Consider the following 15,469-nt stretch of genomic DNA (forward strand, 5'->3'; position numbering starts at 1 on the left):
AATCGAGCAAAAGGAGAATACGAGGATGAAGCCCAAAAACACGATCTGCCTCTGGTACGACAAGGACGCGAAAGAGGCGGCGGACTTCTACGCCGCCACCTTCCCCGATAGTCACGTATCCGCGGTTCACACGGCCCCCAGCGACTTCCCGGGTGGCAAACAAGGCGATGTACTGACAGTGGAATTCACCGTTCTCGGCATTCCCTGCCTCGGCCTCAACGGCGGCCCGGCCTTCAAACAATCCGAGGCCTTCTCGTTCCAGGTCGCGACCGACGATCAGGAGGAGACGGACCGTTACTGGAACGCCATCGTCGGCAATGGCGGCGCGGAAAGCGCCTGCGGCTGGTGTAAGGACCGCTGGGGCCTCTCCTGGCAGATCACCCCGCGCGCGCTCACCGACGCCATGTCGGCGGGTGGCGAGGAAGCCCGGCTCGCCTTCGAGGCCATGATGACCATGAAGAAGATCGATATCGCCGTCATCGAGGCAGCGCGGCTGACGCGTACCCGCCACGTGACCCCCCGGTAATAAGCCCCAGGCAATAATGCAGGACCCCGGCGGGGCCGTCTGCCGCCCCGCCCCGTCCTTCTATTTCCGTTTCAGAAACCCAAGGTCCTCCATCCAGGCCCGCAGCAACTCCGGCCACCGCGCCTCCGGCATGCCCTCGAACTCCACCGTACGCCCGGTCATCCCCACCCCATGACCGCCGCGCCGGAACACATGCAGCTCCGCATCCACCTTCGCCTTCTGCAGCGCCAGGTAATACTCGCCCGAAGCCGCCGACAGCCGGTCGTCGTTATTCACAAAGAGAAACGTCGGCGGAATCTCTTTGCCTGTCAGCGTGGCCGCGGAAATGCCGCCCGGATACGCCAGCACCGCGAAATCAGGCCGGCTGCTCACCCGCTCCACCGCATCAGCCGACTCAGGCTTACCTGCGTCGAACCGGTTCTCCGCCAGCGCCGCCAGGTGCCCGCCGGCCGAAAAGCCCATCACCCCCACACGCCCCGCATCCACACGCCACTCCTGCGCCCGGCTCCTCACCACGCGCAGCGCGCGCTGCACATCGGCCAGCGACTCGACCTCCGCCTTGTAAGTAGACCCTTCCGCGTTCGCCAGCCGGCTCTTCAGTACGAACGCCGCCACCCCCATCTCATTCAGCTTGTTCGCGACAAACTCGCCCTCCAGGTCCACCACCAGATACCGGTGCCCGCCGCCCGGACACACCACAAAAGCCGCCCCCGTCGCCTTCTCCGCCGGAGGCAGGTACACCGTGATGCTGGGCCGGTGGATGTCCGTCACGCGATGAAACCGGTCCGGCGTCCCGCCCTCGATCCACCGCTCCGCCCCCGTCTTCCCTTCCGATCCCGGAGCGCCCTCCGGCCATAGGAGCACCGACGGTCCCTTCATCGGATACGGCGCATCCGAGGCGAAACACAGCATCGCCACGGCGAGGCTACAACAGAGTTTCATGCTGTCCATTGTAGGAGATCGATCTCCGCATCGAACCGGCCGATCCGTCGTGGCGCCCGCATGCGTCATCGGCCCACCGAAACTCCACCCCGCCCACTCACAATCTCTCCGCAATCAGACAAAAAGACCCCTAATAGGCAAACACTACCTCCTTCGCATTATTGTAAAAACGCCCCCTTGGCTGTTACCGTAGCAACGTCCAAGGGGGTCCACTTTGTGAAACGCTTTCTCATGGGAGGACTGCTTCTCCTCCATGCCTTTGCCCAGGATCCGTCCGCCGCCGTCGAGGGCAGCATCCTCGACCGCACCGGCGGCGCCATCCCCGGCGCCCGCGTCGCCATCCGCAATCTCGGCAACGGCTTCACCCAGTCTCTCGACTCAACACCCGCCGGAGCCTTCACCTTCCCCGTCCTGCCCATCGGCCAGTACGAACTCACCGTCGAGAAAAACGGCTTCGCCCCCTACAAGACACCCACCCTCCAACTGAACGTCAACCAGACCCTGCGCCTGAACATCCTGCTCGACGTCGCCATGGCCCACGAGACCCTCCAGATCGAGGCCGACAGCACCCTCGTCCAGACCGGCTCCAGCGTGCTCGGCTCCGTCGTCACCCATCGCGAAGTCAGCGACCTCCCCCTCAACGGCCGCAACTTCTCCCAACTCGGCCTCCTCCAGCTCGGCGTCGTCCCCATGACCACCGGCCTCACGGAACAGGGCGGCTCCCGCCGCTCCGGCCACGCCTATATCGTCAACGGCCAGCGCCCCGAATCCAACAACTACCTCCTAGATGGTTCCCGCGCCGTCAATCGCATCGATGGCGGCTTCGCCCTCAAGCCCCCCATCGATGCAATTGAGGAGTTTAAGATCCTAACCCACACGGCCCCCGCCGAATATGGCGGAGCCAGCGGCGGCAACACCAGCGTCGTCACCCGCTCCGGCACCAACGCTCTCCACGGCTCGGCCTACGCCTTCCTCCGCAACGACCACCTCGACACCCGCAACTTCTTCGTCGCCGAAACCGAACCCCTCAAGCAGAATCAGTTCGGAGCCACCGCCGGCGGCCCCCTCGTCCGCAACCGCGCCTTCTTCTTCGGCTACTACGAAGGCTTCCGCAACCGCCAGGGCATCACCCGCGGCTCCACCGTCCCCACCACTCAGCAGCGCGCCGGCGACTTCTCCCATGCCCTGTCTTCGTTAATCGACCCCACCACCGGCCAGCCCTTCCCCGGCGGCCTCATCCCCGCCTCCTCCATCAGCCCGCTCGCCCAATCGCTCCTCAAATACTACCCGGCTGGCAACTCGTCGCCTTCCTTCTTCTCCTCCACCCAGCCCCTCGCCAACGACACCAATCAGAGCGGCCTCAAACTCGACTTCCTCCTCAGCAACGCCGACACCCTCTCCGCCCGCTACGCCCTCTCCAGCGGCCTCGCCCAGAACCCCTTCTCCATCCTCGGAGCCGACCTGCCCGGCTTCCGCGTCGAAGACGAACTCCGCACCCAGCTCTTCAGCCTCACCGAAACCCACATCGCCGGAGCCTTCGTCAACACCTTCCGCGGCTCCTTCTTCCGCCACTGGTTCCTCCTCGAACGCCGCCTCAGCGGCCTCGCCCCGCGCCAACTCGGCTTTCAATACGACTCCACCCTCGACTTCGCCCAGGGCGCCCCGTTCATCATCATCAACGGCTACTCCAACATGGGCGATCCCGCCATCGGACCCCGCGATACCACCCAGAACGACTACGATCTCCAGGACTCCGTCGCCCACGCCTCCGGCCGCCACAACCTGAAACTCGGCATCGGCCTCCGCCGCACCCAGGTCAACTCCAACCAGGGCCACTACGCCAACGGAGCCTTCGTCTTCTCCACCACCCCCTCCAACGACTCCTTCGCCAACTTCCTGCTCGGTCTGCCCAGCCAGTTCACCCAGGCCGGCGGCGACTTCTATCGCGGCCTTCGCAGCCGCGACTTCAATCTCTACTTCCAGGACGAATGGCGCATCACCCCCAGCATCACCCTCAACTACGGAGCGCGCTACGAAATCAGCACCCCCTTCAGCGAGATCAACAATCGCCTGAACGCCTTCGCCCCCGGCCGCCAGTCCCTCATCCAGCCCTCCGCCCCCGCCGGAGTTCTCTATCCCGGCGATCCCGGAGTGCCGGCCACCATCGCCCCCACCTTCCGCAAGGGCCTGATGCCGCGCCTCGGCCTCGCCTGGGACGTCACCGGCCGCGGCTCCACCCTCCTGCGCGCCGGCTACGCCATCTTTTACGATGCCCTCGTCAACGGCGTCGGCGGCCCGCTCCGCGTCGCCACCCAATCCCTCCCCTGGGTCACCGTCCGCCAGGTCACCGGCAGCGTCAACTTCCAGCAGCCCCTCGGCCCCGGCCCCTTCACCTCCGGAGTCTTCGCCCTGCCCATGAGCCTCTTCACCATCGCCGGGGACCTCCGCCCGCCCTACGCGCAGGACTGGAACTTTGCCCTCCAGCAAACCCTCGGCAACCAGGTGATCGACCTCCGCTATGTCGGCACCAAGGGCACGCGCCTGCCGCGCTTCATCGACGGCAACCCGGCCGTCAACACCCCCTCAGCCACCGCCGCCAACGCCAACCGCCGCCGCCAGTACGCCGGCTGCACCAGCCTCACCCAGCCCTGCACCCTCGGCTATGCCGCCCTCGTCACCGGAGGCGAAAACTCCACTTACCACTCGGCCCAGGCCGGCATCACGCGCCGCCTGCAAAGCGGTGTCGCCTTCGCGGCGTCCTACACCTTCTCCAAAACCCTGGACGGCGTCTCCAGCCTCCACATCGCCGGCCCGGCCCCCATCCTTGTTTCAGGCGAAATGGACCTCGCCCAGAATCCCTTCAACCTCAGCGCCGAGCACGGCCCCTCCCTCTTCGACGCCCGGCACCGCCTCGTCATGCACGGCACCTACGAGGTCCCCACCCTCCACGCCGCGAATCGCCTGGTTCAGTCACTCCTCCGCAACTGGCAGCTCAACGGCATTTCCACGCTCGCCAGCGGCACGCCCTTCACGGTCTACGACTCGCGCAACGTCTCCCTGCAGGCGCCCATCCCGCCGGTAGCCGGCACCTTCGCCAGCCGGCCCGATCTGATAGCGAACCCCAACGCCGGCCCCCACACCATCCAGCAATGGGTATCGCCTGCGGCGTTCCGCCGCCTGAACGCCGTCACCGAGGCCGGCCAATTCGGCAACGAAGGCCGCAATGTCGTCAGAGGCCCGGGCCTCGCCAACCTGGATCTCTCGTTGATGCGAACCTTCAAAGCCACGGAACGCCTCGACCTCCAGTTCCGGGCCGAATCCTTCAACGCCCTGAACCACCCCAACTTCGGCCTCCCGGTCAACGACCTGGTCTCCCCCAACTTCGGCCGCATCGTCGAATCCGGCCCCCCGCGCCTCCTCCAGTTCGCCCTGAAGTTGCTCTTCTGAGAGGCGCAGCATCAGCCGGAAGCGCCACCGGAAGCGGCGGCACGCCGCAAGCAGAGGATCACGGTGCGTCCCCCATGGCCCCAAGGGCCGCCAAAGCGGAGGAAGCCGCGAACGGAGCCGCGAATGTAAATGAGCGGATAGCCACCGAAATGCCGCACACCGGCAGTCTCACGACCCTTCGCCAGCGCGCCTTCAACGGAGAGGGCCACGGACGCCAGCGCGCCTGCAATCGAGCTCCGCCCCCCGCGACACCCCAAACCAGTCCGAGCCGCCCGCCCGTCCCCCGCTGTCCCCCAGTCTCTGAGGAGGAAAGCTCCGCTGGACCGGAACAAGTAGGACGGCGGACCCCCTGGTCGGCGGGCGACCCCCTGGTCGACCACTCGGACGCGCATCGCCACCCATCCGCCTGACTTTCAACGGAGTTCCGCATGGCCCTCCGGTCCGCCAAATCGCACGACGCCCCAACGAACCCCGACCGTAAGGGACGAGTCCCCACCCCGTTGCGAACCGCGACTGGCAAGGAGCGGGCCACGGACACCTGCGCGTCTTCAATGGAGCTCCGCCCCCCGCGACACCCCAAAACCAGTCCGAGCCGCCCGCCCGTCCCCCACCATCCGCCACTCCCGGAACGCAAGTGACGGGCAACCAACGCATCTCCATCGAAAGCCCCAAACCCGAAATGGATCTCCAAATCGAAGAAATGTCCAGTCATCTCTCTTCCGTGGGGTATGTCTCTTCCGTGGGGTATGCCTCCAGACTTGCGGGCCGGCATTCGTGCCGGCCTTCTGCTCGATACGGGCAACGAGGCACCCCCGTCATCCGCGCCAGAAGCGCCCCCCGGACGCCCACTCGGGCAACCTCTGGCAGGGCAGCCTTCTTCACGGGGGGGCATTCATGCCGCGCGGAGCTTCAGCTCCGCCTCGTCAACACGAGGAAGATCAGCCCCCAGGTCGACGCGAACTCGAAGACGCAACCCCGTCCAGCTCAAATCGCCCACCCCGGTCTGTTTCCGAGTCTTCACAAAGCATCGAGGCATCCCAGGTCCGCACGGATATCTCCGCTCAGCGACCGTGCCATCCACGAGCGTTCTCGAGTTTGGCCTTTGCAAAGGACTGATTGGCCGCCAGTCAGGCCCGGCCCACCCCCCAAACCTGAATCAGGTGGCTCTTCGCGAACCCGGAAACTCCAGACAGTCAGACGGGTGCCTTGCCCATCGCGGCAAGGCCAATTCCGCTCAGGGACCGGCTTGATCCTGGAAGGCCTGGACCACCAGACCTCAGGACAAGAATGCCCCCGAATACCCACTACGCCCGCGCGCAATTACGTCCAGCGAAGTGGCCAACGCGTCCCTTGCAGAGCCTCTTCGGAGACGAAAGCCTTATGGCAAACGTCGCAGAACAACGCATGGATGAACTGTTCGAGAGGCGGGGCCGGGACAAACTCCTCGCGAAGGTCGTCAACCCGGATGTCCGCAAAATAGAAAAGTCGGCAATCTCTCTCCGGAGCGGGCCTCCAAGCTTCGTCGACGAGCACGAGTTTAGGCCGTACGGCAGAGGCGGCTCCACAGAACGGACAGGCAGCCGGGCATTCCATCTCCAACATTCTCCCCCACTGTCCTGCCCGGAGGGGCGAGATCCTCTAAGTCCTTCCGCCGGACGCGTTGGACCGCGCGTCGCCAGCGCCGGCCTCCGGATGGGGCATGGCAAGCAGACGTCCAAATGGATCTCGGCCATTTCTCCTGCACGGGCATCGGCAGCACCTTTAGCGTGCTTTCGGTCCCACTACTGGAAGTCAGGCTGTACAGGAGCGCACATTCCAGCGTGAGCACGGACTCGTCCTATAGCTCCGGAAGAGCCTCGCGCCCGGCCTTCCCGCCAACGCTCCACTCAAATGGGCAGGCCGCTTCGGCCCGCGGACAGCCGCCCGGCCACCCACCGGGGAGGCGCAGGCCAATTCGCGGCAAACTCTAGGTCAAGCTCGGAGCACGCCAGCGTCACGTCCATTCACGCGGCCTCGGTGATGCCGGACGTCGCAATTCCCTTCCCTGTCAAGAGCTACTGACAATCGCGAAACTAGCCTCTTTCTATGCAAGGATTTGCTCGAGCCTCTCTTTTCGTTTCTCCCAGTCGTTCATTGCGCGCTTGAGAATTCGAAAATACCTTGGGCTGTGACTTGGCTCAATCCGATGGCAGAGTTCGTGAGTAATGACATAATCAATTGCATACACGGGAGCTTGAATCAGACGCAGATTCAGCGACAGGCGGCCGCTTCCTGACATCGATCCCCATCGCTTCGGCATGAAGCGGAGCGCCAAACTCTTTGGGGTGACGGTCTCAGGCCGAGAGAACCTCACCAAGCAAGCCTCAATCCGTTCTAGGAACTTCGTCCGCGCCTTCGCTCTGTACCACTTGTCCAGCATAACCTTTGTCTCTTCGCGGCTATCTGGGTGACAGCTTTGAATCTCGATGATCCCACGCATCAGCTTTACGAAGTTGTCCTGCGAACTCGTCACCCTGAGCCTATACTGGCGCCCGAGATACAGATGGGTTTCACCAGCGACGTATCGTCTCGCTGGAGTACGCGGATTGAACTGGTCGAAGTATCGTTGCTGTGCCAGAATCCAAGGTGCGCGCTTGCGCACTTTCGCTGCAATACTCTCAGCGCTCGCGGATATTGGCGCGGCAATCGATACCGTCGAATCGGGCTCGACGGCGATCTCAAGTGTTTTCCGCACCCTCCTTACTACGGTGTAGCTGATGGAGTACCTCCCATAATCGATGCTGTACTGCTCAAGCTTCATCCAGGGAACCTCGCGCGCGCCAGGCTCATGATCTGTTCGTCGAGATCGTCAAGTTTCTCAACGGGCACGTCGATCTGCTTTTGATCGCGCAGCACATCAAAGAAATAGTCGTCCACCGCGTTGCGCATGTTGTTCTGGGCAACATCGTTGCGCCAGACATCGACGATGTGGTGCTCTTTGATGATCTCGATGATGGCCAGCGCGATTTGTGCGATCTCATCCTTGTCGACCGGAGTCCCGGAAGAGTCGACGAGTATGCCATTCAAAATGCCGTAGAATGCCTGGCCATCCTCGTCCCCTTTGATCCTCTCGGGGACATCCCGGCCACGATCCTTCCGCGCAACCTTCGCGGCAACATCGATGACCTTCTTCAAGTAGTCCTTCTCCGAGATCCGTCTCGCCCGGTAATCGCGAATGGTCTCCTCAAGCAACTCCGAGAACCGCTTGTAGAAGCTCGGGTCTGCCTCCATCTTTTCGTGGATTACCTTTCGCGTTGCGCTGGCGATCCGATCCGCCTTTGAAGCCACCGAAACGCCGGCTTCTTTGACTACCGCCTCGAGCGCATCCGGGTCGTTGATGTTCACTGGCTCGACTACCACCTGCGCGGGCATAGCCACGACGTGATCGTCGAGTAGCTTCTGTATTTTTGGCTCAAACTCCTTCAGATCTACCGTCTCCTGATAACGAAGCTGCACCGAGCGCTTCAGTTCGGAGAATTGCTTCCAGTCCCGCTTCATGCGGTCTACTTCGGCATCGGTGTACACATCAAGCAGCTTGTCCGAAGAAAGCGCGATGTGCAGGCAACGGCTGAAAGCCCGGAGGCGCGCATAGAAATCCTGCCGCGTCGGCTCGTCCGCGAGGAACTGCTCGTACTGCTCCATGTCTTTCTTGTTCTTGATGGACTTGAAGAGGTCGAGCAACTGATCGTGCAATCCGCGGAGTTTCCCGATTTCGCCGCGAACATCATGCACGGTTCCATCGACATCATCGTCGTCATAATCCTGGAAGGCGCTGTACTCAGTCAGCGCGCTATCCAATTCGCCCAGTAGCCCTTCATAGTCAAGGATGAAGCCAAACTGCTTCTCTTTGCCGTCTTCTTCATACAGGCGATTGACGCGAGCGATTGCCTGAAGCAGATTATGCTCGCGCAACTGCTTGCAGATGTAGAGCACAGTGTTGCGAGGTGCATCGAACCCGGTCAGGAGTTTCGATACGACAATCAGGATTTCGGGATCGCCTGAACCTTTGAACGCATCGATGATTTGCCGATTGTACTCATCCTCCGTCTTGTAGCGCTTCATCATCTGCTCCCAGAACTTGCGGACCAGATCCTTCGACTGCTTGTCTACCTCTTCATTGCCCTCGTTGTCGTCCGGCGGAGAAATGACGACTTCGCTCGCGACATGGCCGATCTCGTCAAGGACATCCTTGAAGCGCACGGCCGCAGCCTTCGAAGGTGCAACCAGTTGCGCCTTGAAGGGCGTTCCCTGCCAATGCATCCTGTAGTGTTCAGAGATGTCGAAAGCCTTCGCGCGAATCGCCTGCGTGGTTTTCGCCAAAGCCGTCATTCGCGAGAATTTCCGCTTCAGGTCGGCCCTCTGCTGCCCGGTGAGACCTTTGCTGATCTTGTCGAACCACACGTCGATGGCGCCGGCGCTGATCTGCTGCTCCACCATCCGCCCCTCGTACAACAAGGGAACCACAGCCTCGTCGGCTACCGCTTCGTCGATCTTGTAGGAGTGAATCAGGCCGCCAAAACTGACGAGCGTCCTTCTCTCGCCCCGCAAGAGAGGCGTCCCAGTGAAGCCCAGGTAGCAAGCCTTGGGCAACAGCCGGCGCATCTTCATGGCAAACAGCCCGTGACCGCCATGCTTGCCTGCCTGCGTGCGATGGCTCTCATCCACCAGCACAAAGACGTTTGTGTCCGTGTCGGGCTGTTGTGAGGATCGCGACGCCGTATCGAACTTGTTCACGATCGTGGTGATCAACGGCGTCTTGTTCTCGATCAACTGTAAGAGATGCGACCCGCTGGTGGCGCGCACCGGCGTCAACTCGCAGGCCTTGAAGGTATCCTTGATTTGCTTGTCGAGATCATCGCGGTCGGTGACGATCACGATGCGAGGGTTAGAAATCCCCCGGTCCATGGCTAGCGCCTTGCCCAGCATCACCATGGTCAGCGACTTGCCCGAGCCTTGCGTGTGCCAGATGACACCACCCTTGCGCCGGCCCTCCATGTCATACTGCTTCAGACGCTCGATGGCTCTCAGGATGCCGAAGTACTGCTGATGCCTCGCCACCTTCCGCACGCCGCCGTCGAAGACCGTAAAGCGGCGGACCAGATCTAGCAATCGCCCCGAGCGGCAGAGTGCGTAGATTGTCCGGTCCTGGACAGTCACGCTGCGTTCCCCCTCCGCGACCATTGCTTCAAAGTAGGGCCGTGCCAGGGCAAAATCGCCACTGAAAACCGCCTCCTTCTCACCCTCGGTCAATGGACGATTGGCGTATGTGGAAATCTCTTCGTCCTTATCGGCAGCGTCGCGCCATCCCTGCCAGAACTTCGCAGGTGTTCCCACCGTTGCGTAGCGGGCCTCCTGGCGGTTCATGGTGAGCAAGACCTGGGCAAAGTGGAACAGCTGCGGGACGTCGTCGTCGCTCTGGTAGCCGATCAGTTGGCTCGTCGCCTTCTTCAGCGTCTCAGTCGGGCGCTTGTTCTCGATCACCAGGAAGGGAATGCCATTGACAAAGCAGACAATGTCGCAACGCTTGGTCTGCGTCGAGCTGGTTCGCTCTATCGAGACCTCGGCTGCCACGTGGAGCTGATTGTTCCGGGGGTTCTCCCAATCGACATAGCGGAAGGAATAGCTCTTGCTATCGCCGTTAATGGTTTTGGTGATCGTGGTGCCGAGGAGGAGGGTGTCGTAGACGTCCTCATTGGTAGCAACGAGGCCCTTGATGCGATCCGGCGTGGGCTTCAGACGGCGCATAGCCTCGTGCGCGTCCTCGAGGTCAAAGCTGTACTCCCGACCCCTGTAGGTGTAGCGATTGATCTTAAGCAGTTGATCGGCCAATACCTCGTCAAGTACAACTGAGCGCAGGCGTCCGCCGCGCAGACGCAATAACTCGGCTTGGCTCAATGGCTTGTAACCAAGGGCTACTAGCATCTGAATGGCCGGAATCTGGGATTGAATCTTCTCGGCGGCGTCGAAGATCATGTTCTTGCCTTGCCCCGCGCTACACCCTTCTTGGACATTTCCCCTCGTAGCGGCATTACACGCCATTGGCCGGTCAACAGTTTCTGCATCAGGCCGCGCTTCTGCTGGTTGAGTGCAGCGATTTGCGCCTCAATCAACTCGATCTCGCGTTTTGCTAAATTGAGGCAGTCTGCAATCTGTTTCTGCTTCTCAAAAGGTGGAATGACAACGCGCAACGCGGCAAGATCCGCATAGTAGATTCGCTGACGCACGCTGCCCGATCCGGATTCATTGATGTGGTGCTTCCACCAATGCGTATTGCAGAGGTGGTCAAAGTAGTCCGGATCGAGCACGTCTTTTTTGCACGCAAAGAGCACATAGTCCGGACTGGCCAAAACATCGGAGTCCAAGCGCGACATCGCTATCGAGCCGACATTAATACGCATCGGATTATAGGCGAACGCCCTCGGCGGAAGTATCTTGTACCGCGAAAGATCGCTTCCGATCGTTTGCTCCCGCATCGGAACGATTCCGTTTGCGTTACTTACGCCCATTACGAGATCACGCCCCAATACGTTTGCTGAATTGCGTGCGGTTAGCTCATGCGTGAAGAGTAAAAGAGGCCTCGCCGACTTCTTGCGATAGGAATGCAGCTTCAATGTTGGTCCGACTAGAAGCGTCTCGACCAGGCAGGAGTAAAGTCTTGTCTTGATTCCCAGAATGCGAGATTTTTTGTCGATAGCGTCATCCCAGGTCTGCAAGAGGGCTGCAATCCTTTGCTGTTCTTCAAAAGGCGGAAGGTTAATCGGAAGACCGAGCAGCTTATCTGGTGAAGTGTGCTTGACTTTCGTCCCCGCGGATTCTTTGGCAATCTGCTGCCTCACAGATGCTGATGAAAAGTAGTAATGAAGGTATTCCGCATTCAGCGTATCGCGATCTTTGACAATTACGAGGCCTAAGCGTTGATTGTGAAGATAGGCTTTCCCTTTTGGGACAAGAAACGTCGATCCGAGTAGCCCGGGAGCCTGCTCGGTCATCGCGATTAGCATCTGCCCAGGAGACAATACATACTCTTCTGGAACGTCGCCCGCGTAGTATTTCTGCTTTTCGCCTAGCCATCGAAAGCCCCCTTGTTCCAGAAAATTTCCCGGAGTTAGGAGGACATAGTCTCCCGAATCGGAGTAGAATTCACTCGAGAACGCAAACCCGTGCTTAATGTTAATGTACTTACGGAGTGCTTGCGGCTTCTTCTTACTCATCGTTGCTCCCGAGGATGCGCTTCTTGGGATGCCGGGCGATTCTCTCCAGCTCCGCGATGTCGCTGTCGTCCCCCGCGGCAAGCTGCTCCCGGCGCCTAGCGTCGAAGGCCTCATATCGTTCGAATGCAGCCTTCTCGGCTTGCGCGGCGGAGACGCTTCCGGCATTGGTCAGCAGAGGCAGTTCATTCGAGCGCAAGAAGCCATCAAGAACCACTTCCCAATCGGCCAGCCTCATCGTGTGTCGGCGCCTGGCGCGCAGATCGGCGGTGTCGAGGAACATGGTGACGATCAGGTTGAGGTCGCTGATCTCCTTCTCCGCCAGATAGTTCTTGGCCGTGGCAACGTCGCCTTTGCGTACGCGCGAACCCTTCCATGCCGTAAGTCCCATGTTGGGCAGGCCCGCATTGGCGCGGGCGGTGATCAATTCGGCCGCCGTGTGACCGGTAACGGCGTGCAGCATCTTGTTCTGAATGATGGCGTAGAAGACCTGCGCCGCCTGGGACTTCGGATCGTAGTCCTCGCTGAGCGAGAGGATCTCGCGCACCTTCTGGTAGAACCGCGCCTCGGAAGCACGAATCTCCCGAATGCGTTCGAGCAGTTCATCGAAGTAGTCCCACGCCGGGTCTTTGAGACGCTGGGTATCGAGGACGAAGCCCTTGACGAGGTATTCTTTGAGCGTGGTCGAAGCCCACCGGCGGAACTCGATGCCGCGCTGCGAACGAACCCGGTAGCCGATGGCGAGAATCATCTCGAGGCTGTAATAGTCCACCTGGTAGGTCTTGCCATCGGCGGCAGTTGTTGCATAGCGCGCAACAACTGAATCGGAGACCAGCTCACCTTCCTCGAAAATCGCCTTGATGTGCCGTGAAATCACCGACTTATCTCTTCCGAACAGGTCCGCGATCTGGGCCAGTGAAAGCCATACCGTTCCTCCCTCGGCGCGCAGTTGAATCCTGGCCGCACCGTCCTCAGAGGTGTAGAGAATCAGCTCACCGTTTGACATGGATGCCCAACTCCTTGAGGTAGCCAGCCATCTGGCCGCGCACTCCGACCAGTTCGTCCTCCAGCCGGTTGATCTCCTTCTGCAGCGCGGCCACATCGATCTCTTCTTCGGGCTCGAAGGTGTCCACGTAGCGAGGAATGTTGAGGTTGTACTCGTTCTCCCGGATCTCCTCAGGGGAGGCGAGGTGCGAGTACTTGTCGAGTTCGGCTCGCGTGCGATACGTGTCGATGACCTTTTGAGTGTGCTCATCGGTCATCAGATTCTGCGTCTTGCCCGGTGCGAACTCCTTACTGGCGTCGATGAAGAGGATGTCCTTGCGGTCCTCGTTCGTGCCGCCCTGCTCACGGGAGCGATCGAAGACCAGAATGGCGACCGGGATGCCCGTCGTCGTGAAGAGATTGGCAGGTAGGCCGACAACGGCGTCGAGTAGGTTCTCCTCGATGAACGCCTGACGGATTCTGCCTTCGCTGCCGCCACGGAAGAGAACGCCATGCGGAACGATGACGGCAACGCGGCCGCTGCGCGGGCGCGCAATCTCGACCATATGCGAGATGAAAGCGTAGTCGCCTTTTGACTTCGGTGGAATACCACGCCAGAAGCGTTTGTGCTTGTCCTTTTCAGCGCTTTCCGCGCCCCACTTATCGAGCGAAAAGGGTGGATTGGCTACGACGATATCGAACTTCATCAACCGGTCGTCTTCGATCAGGGCCGGACTGTTGAGCGTGTCACACCACTCGATGCGCGCGGCATCCTTGGAGTGGAGGAACATGTTCATGCGGGCAAGCGCCCACGTTGCGCCATTGACCTCCTGACCGTAGAGCGCGTAGTTGTCCGAACCCACCTCTTCTGCGGCGCGAATCAACAACGAACCGGAACCACAGGCTGGGTCGCAGATGGTGTTACCCGGCGCCGGGCCCGCCAGCCGGGCCAGCAGACGCGAGACAGCAGCCGGCGTATAGAATTCACCAGCCTTCTTGCCCGCATCGGAGGCGAAGCGCGAAATCAGATAGATGTAGCACTCGCCGATGATATCCTCATTGACTCGCGAGGGGCTGAGATCAAGTGCGGGTTTGGCGAAGTCTTCAAGCACGTTCTTGAGGCGGCGGTTCCGGTCTTTCACGCGGCCTAGATTCGACTCGGAGTTGAAGTCGATGTTGCGAAAGACGCCTTCGAGCTTGATGCGGTTCTTGTCTTCGATCTTTTCGAGCACCATATTGATGAGTTCGCCAATGTTCGCTTCACTCCGCTGCGCGTGGAGATCATAGAAGCTGCATCCCTCGGGAAGAATGAAGCGCTCACGCTCAAGGCGGCGGCGCATCCGCACATCGTCGTTTCCGTACTGACGGCGATAGTTCGCGACGTGGTCGTTCCAGTGGTCGGAGATGTACTTGAGGAACAGCATCACCAGGATGTAGTCCTTGTACTGCGCCGGGTCCACAGCCCCGCGGAATGTGTCACATGCCGTCCATGCTGCTTGATTTACCTGGTTCTGGGTGAGTTGATCGGTCATTTCGTCATCCTTTCCATTCCGCTGGCTCTAGTGCGTTTTCTGGCGCGTTCGACCAGAAGACGGCGTATCAGTTCGTGCTGCTTACGCGTGAGTTGCTCTGCGAGGTCGCGCTCCCGCTCGGCTAGAGCATCGAGCTGCAAGATTCTCTGCTGCGTCTCAAGGCTGGGAACTGAGATCTTCAGGTCCTCAAGGCTGGAGCGCGAGACCATGCGGAGGCTGGTTCCCTGCGCACTCTCCTCGAAGTGACGCTGTGCGGGCTCCTGATTGATAGCCCAGGCCAGATAGGCGCCGGAGAGCACTTGCGGATCGGGCCGAAGAATCATGAGCGGAAGCACTGCCAGGGCCGGCGCCGGGAACGAAGCGTCAATCACGGCCGCCGTGGTGCGCTCGCCACGGGAGCGAAATACGACATCCCCACTACGCAAGAGGTATTTTTCAGGTATGTGGTCAAGGTGAAGGCACGTCAAGTTATTGAAAACAATAATTCCATTCGGCGTTACATCCCGAAGCTGAAGTGCCAGGACATTGCCGTTCTCAGCGTGATCCAGGCGTCCGCGGGCAGTGAAGCCGGTTTGTATCGCGCACATCCGGGCTAGCGTCATAATAAACTCAGTAGGACCACGTACAGAGTGTATTTCGAAAGGGGATCTTACGTCAACAGAAAAATTGTCTGTAGCAGCACCTACAGATGCATGTCGGTTGATGTGTACCGAAGACCTCGAAATTGCCCTTACCCGCTCCGAATGTCTCGGGAGGTTTTCGATGCGTTCGGATTCAGACTCCTGCAGGGG

9 protein-coding genes are annotated in these 15,469 nt (G+C 60.6%); 2 read left to right on the plus strand and 7 right to left on the minus strand.

Translation table 11 applies throughout. The features are described from left to right. Positions 1–25 precede the first annotated feature (25 nt). Entirely contained in the window at positions 26–526 is a 501-nt protein-coding gene (locus IRI77_RS09540) for a VOC family protein (RefSeq protein WP_194451840.1), read from the plus strand. Positions 527–586: 60 nt separating this feature from the next. Here IRI77_RS09540 and IRI77_RS09545 read toward each other — a convergent pair whose 3' ends face one another. Next, a complete protein-coding gene (locus IRI77_RS09545) occupies positions 587–1,468 on the minus strand; it encodes an alpha/beta hydrolase (RefSeq protein ID WP_194451841.1) in 882 nt (293 codons plus the stop codon). 216 nt (positions 1,469–1,684) lie between these two features. Here IRI77_RS09545 and IRI77_RS09550 point away from each other — a divergent pair, with 216 nt between their 5' ends. Further along, the gene (locus IRI77_RS09550) at positions 1,685–4,915 is read left to right on the plus strand and encodes a TonB-dependent receptor (RefSeq protein WP_194451842.1); all 3,231 of its coding nucleotides are present in this window, start codon (positions 1,685–1,687) and stop codon (positions 4,913–4,915) included. Between the two features lie 2,083 nt (positions 4,916–6,998). Here the strand turns inward: IRI77_RS09550 and IRI77_RS09555 are convergent. The 6 genes from IRI77_RS09555 to IRI77_RS09580 are packed head-to-tail and all read right to left on the minus strand — an operon-like array spanning position 6,999 to position 15,280. Beyond that, on the minus strand, positions 6,999–7,715 hold the full coding sequence (locus tag IRI77_RS09555) for a M48 family metallopeptidase (RefSeq protein WP_194451843.1): 717 nt from the start codon (positions 7,713–7,715) through the stop codon (positions 6,999–7,001). Then, a complete protein-coding gene (locus IRI77_RS09560) occupies positions 7,712–10,927 on the minus strand; it encodes a type I restriction endonuclease subunit R (protein WP_194451844.1) in 3,216 nt (1,071 codons plus the stop codon). The genes IRI77_RS09555 and IRI77_RS09560 overlap by 4 nt, the downstream gene beginning before the upstream one ends. After that, entirely contained in the window at positions 10,924–12,165 is a 1,242-nt protein-coding gene (locus tag IRI77_RS09565) for a restriction endonuclease subunit S (RefSeq protein ID WP_194451845.1), read from the minus strand. Before IRI77_RS09565 ends, IRI77_RS09560 begins: the two co-directional genes overlap by 4 nt. Beyond that, positions 12,158–13,168, minus strand: a complete 1,011-nt coding sequence (locus tag IRI77_RS09570) for a virulence RhuM family protein (RefSeq protein WP_194451846.1) — start codon at positions 13,166–13,168, stop codon at positions 12,158–12,160. The genes IRI77_RS09565 and IRI77_RS09570 overlap by 8 nt, the downstream gene beginning before the upstream one ends. Beyond that, the gene (locus IRI77_RS09575; RefSeq protein WP_194451847.1) at positions 13,155–14,678 is read right to left on the minus strand and encodes a type I restriction-modification system subunit M; all 1,524 of its coding nucleotides are present in this window, start codon (positions 14,676–14,678) and stop codon (positions 13,155–13,157) included. The genes IRI77_RS09570 and IRI77_RS09575 overlap by 14 nt, the downstream gene beginning before the upstream one ends. Beyond that, a complete protein-coding gene (locus tag IRI77_RS09580) occupies positions 14,675–15,280 on the minus strand; it encodes a restriction endonuclease subunit S (RefSeq protein ID WP_194451848.1) in 606 nt (201 codons plus the stop codon). Before IRI77_RS09580 ends, IRI77_RS09575 begins: the two co-directional genes overlap by 4 nt. Between the last annotated feature and the right edge of the window lie 189 nt (positions 15,281–15,469).

Origin of the sequence: Paludibaculum fermentans, from assembly GCF_015277775.1 — a bacterium.
Classification (GTDB): domain Bacteria; phylum Acidobacteriota; class Terriglobia; order Bryobacterales; family Bryobacteraceae; genus Paludibaculum; species Paludibaculum fermentans.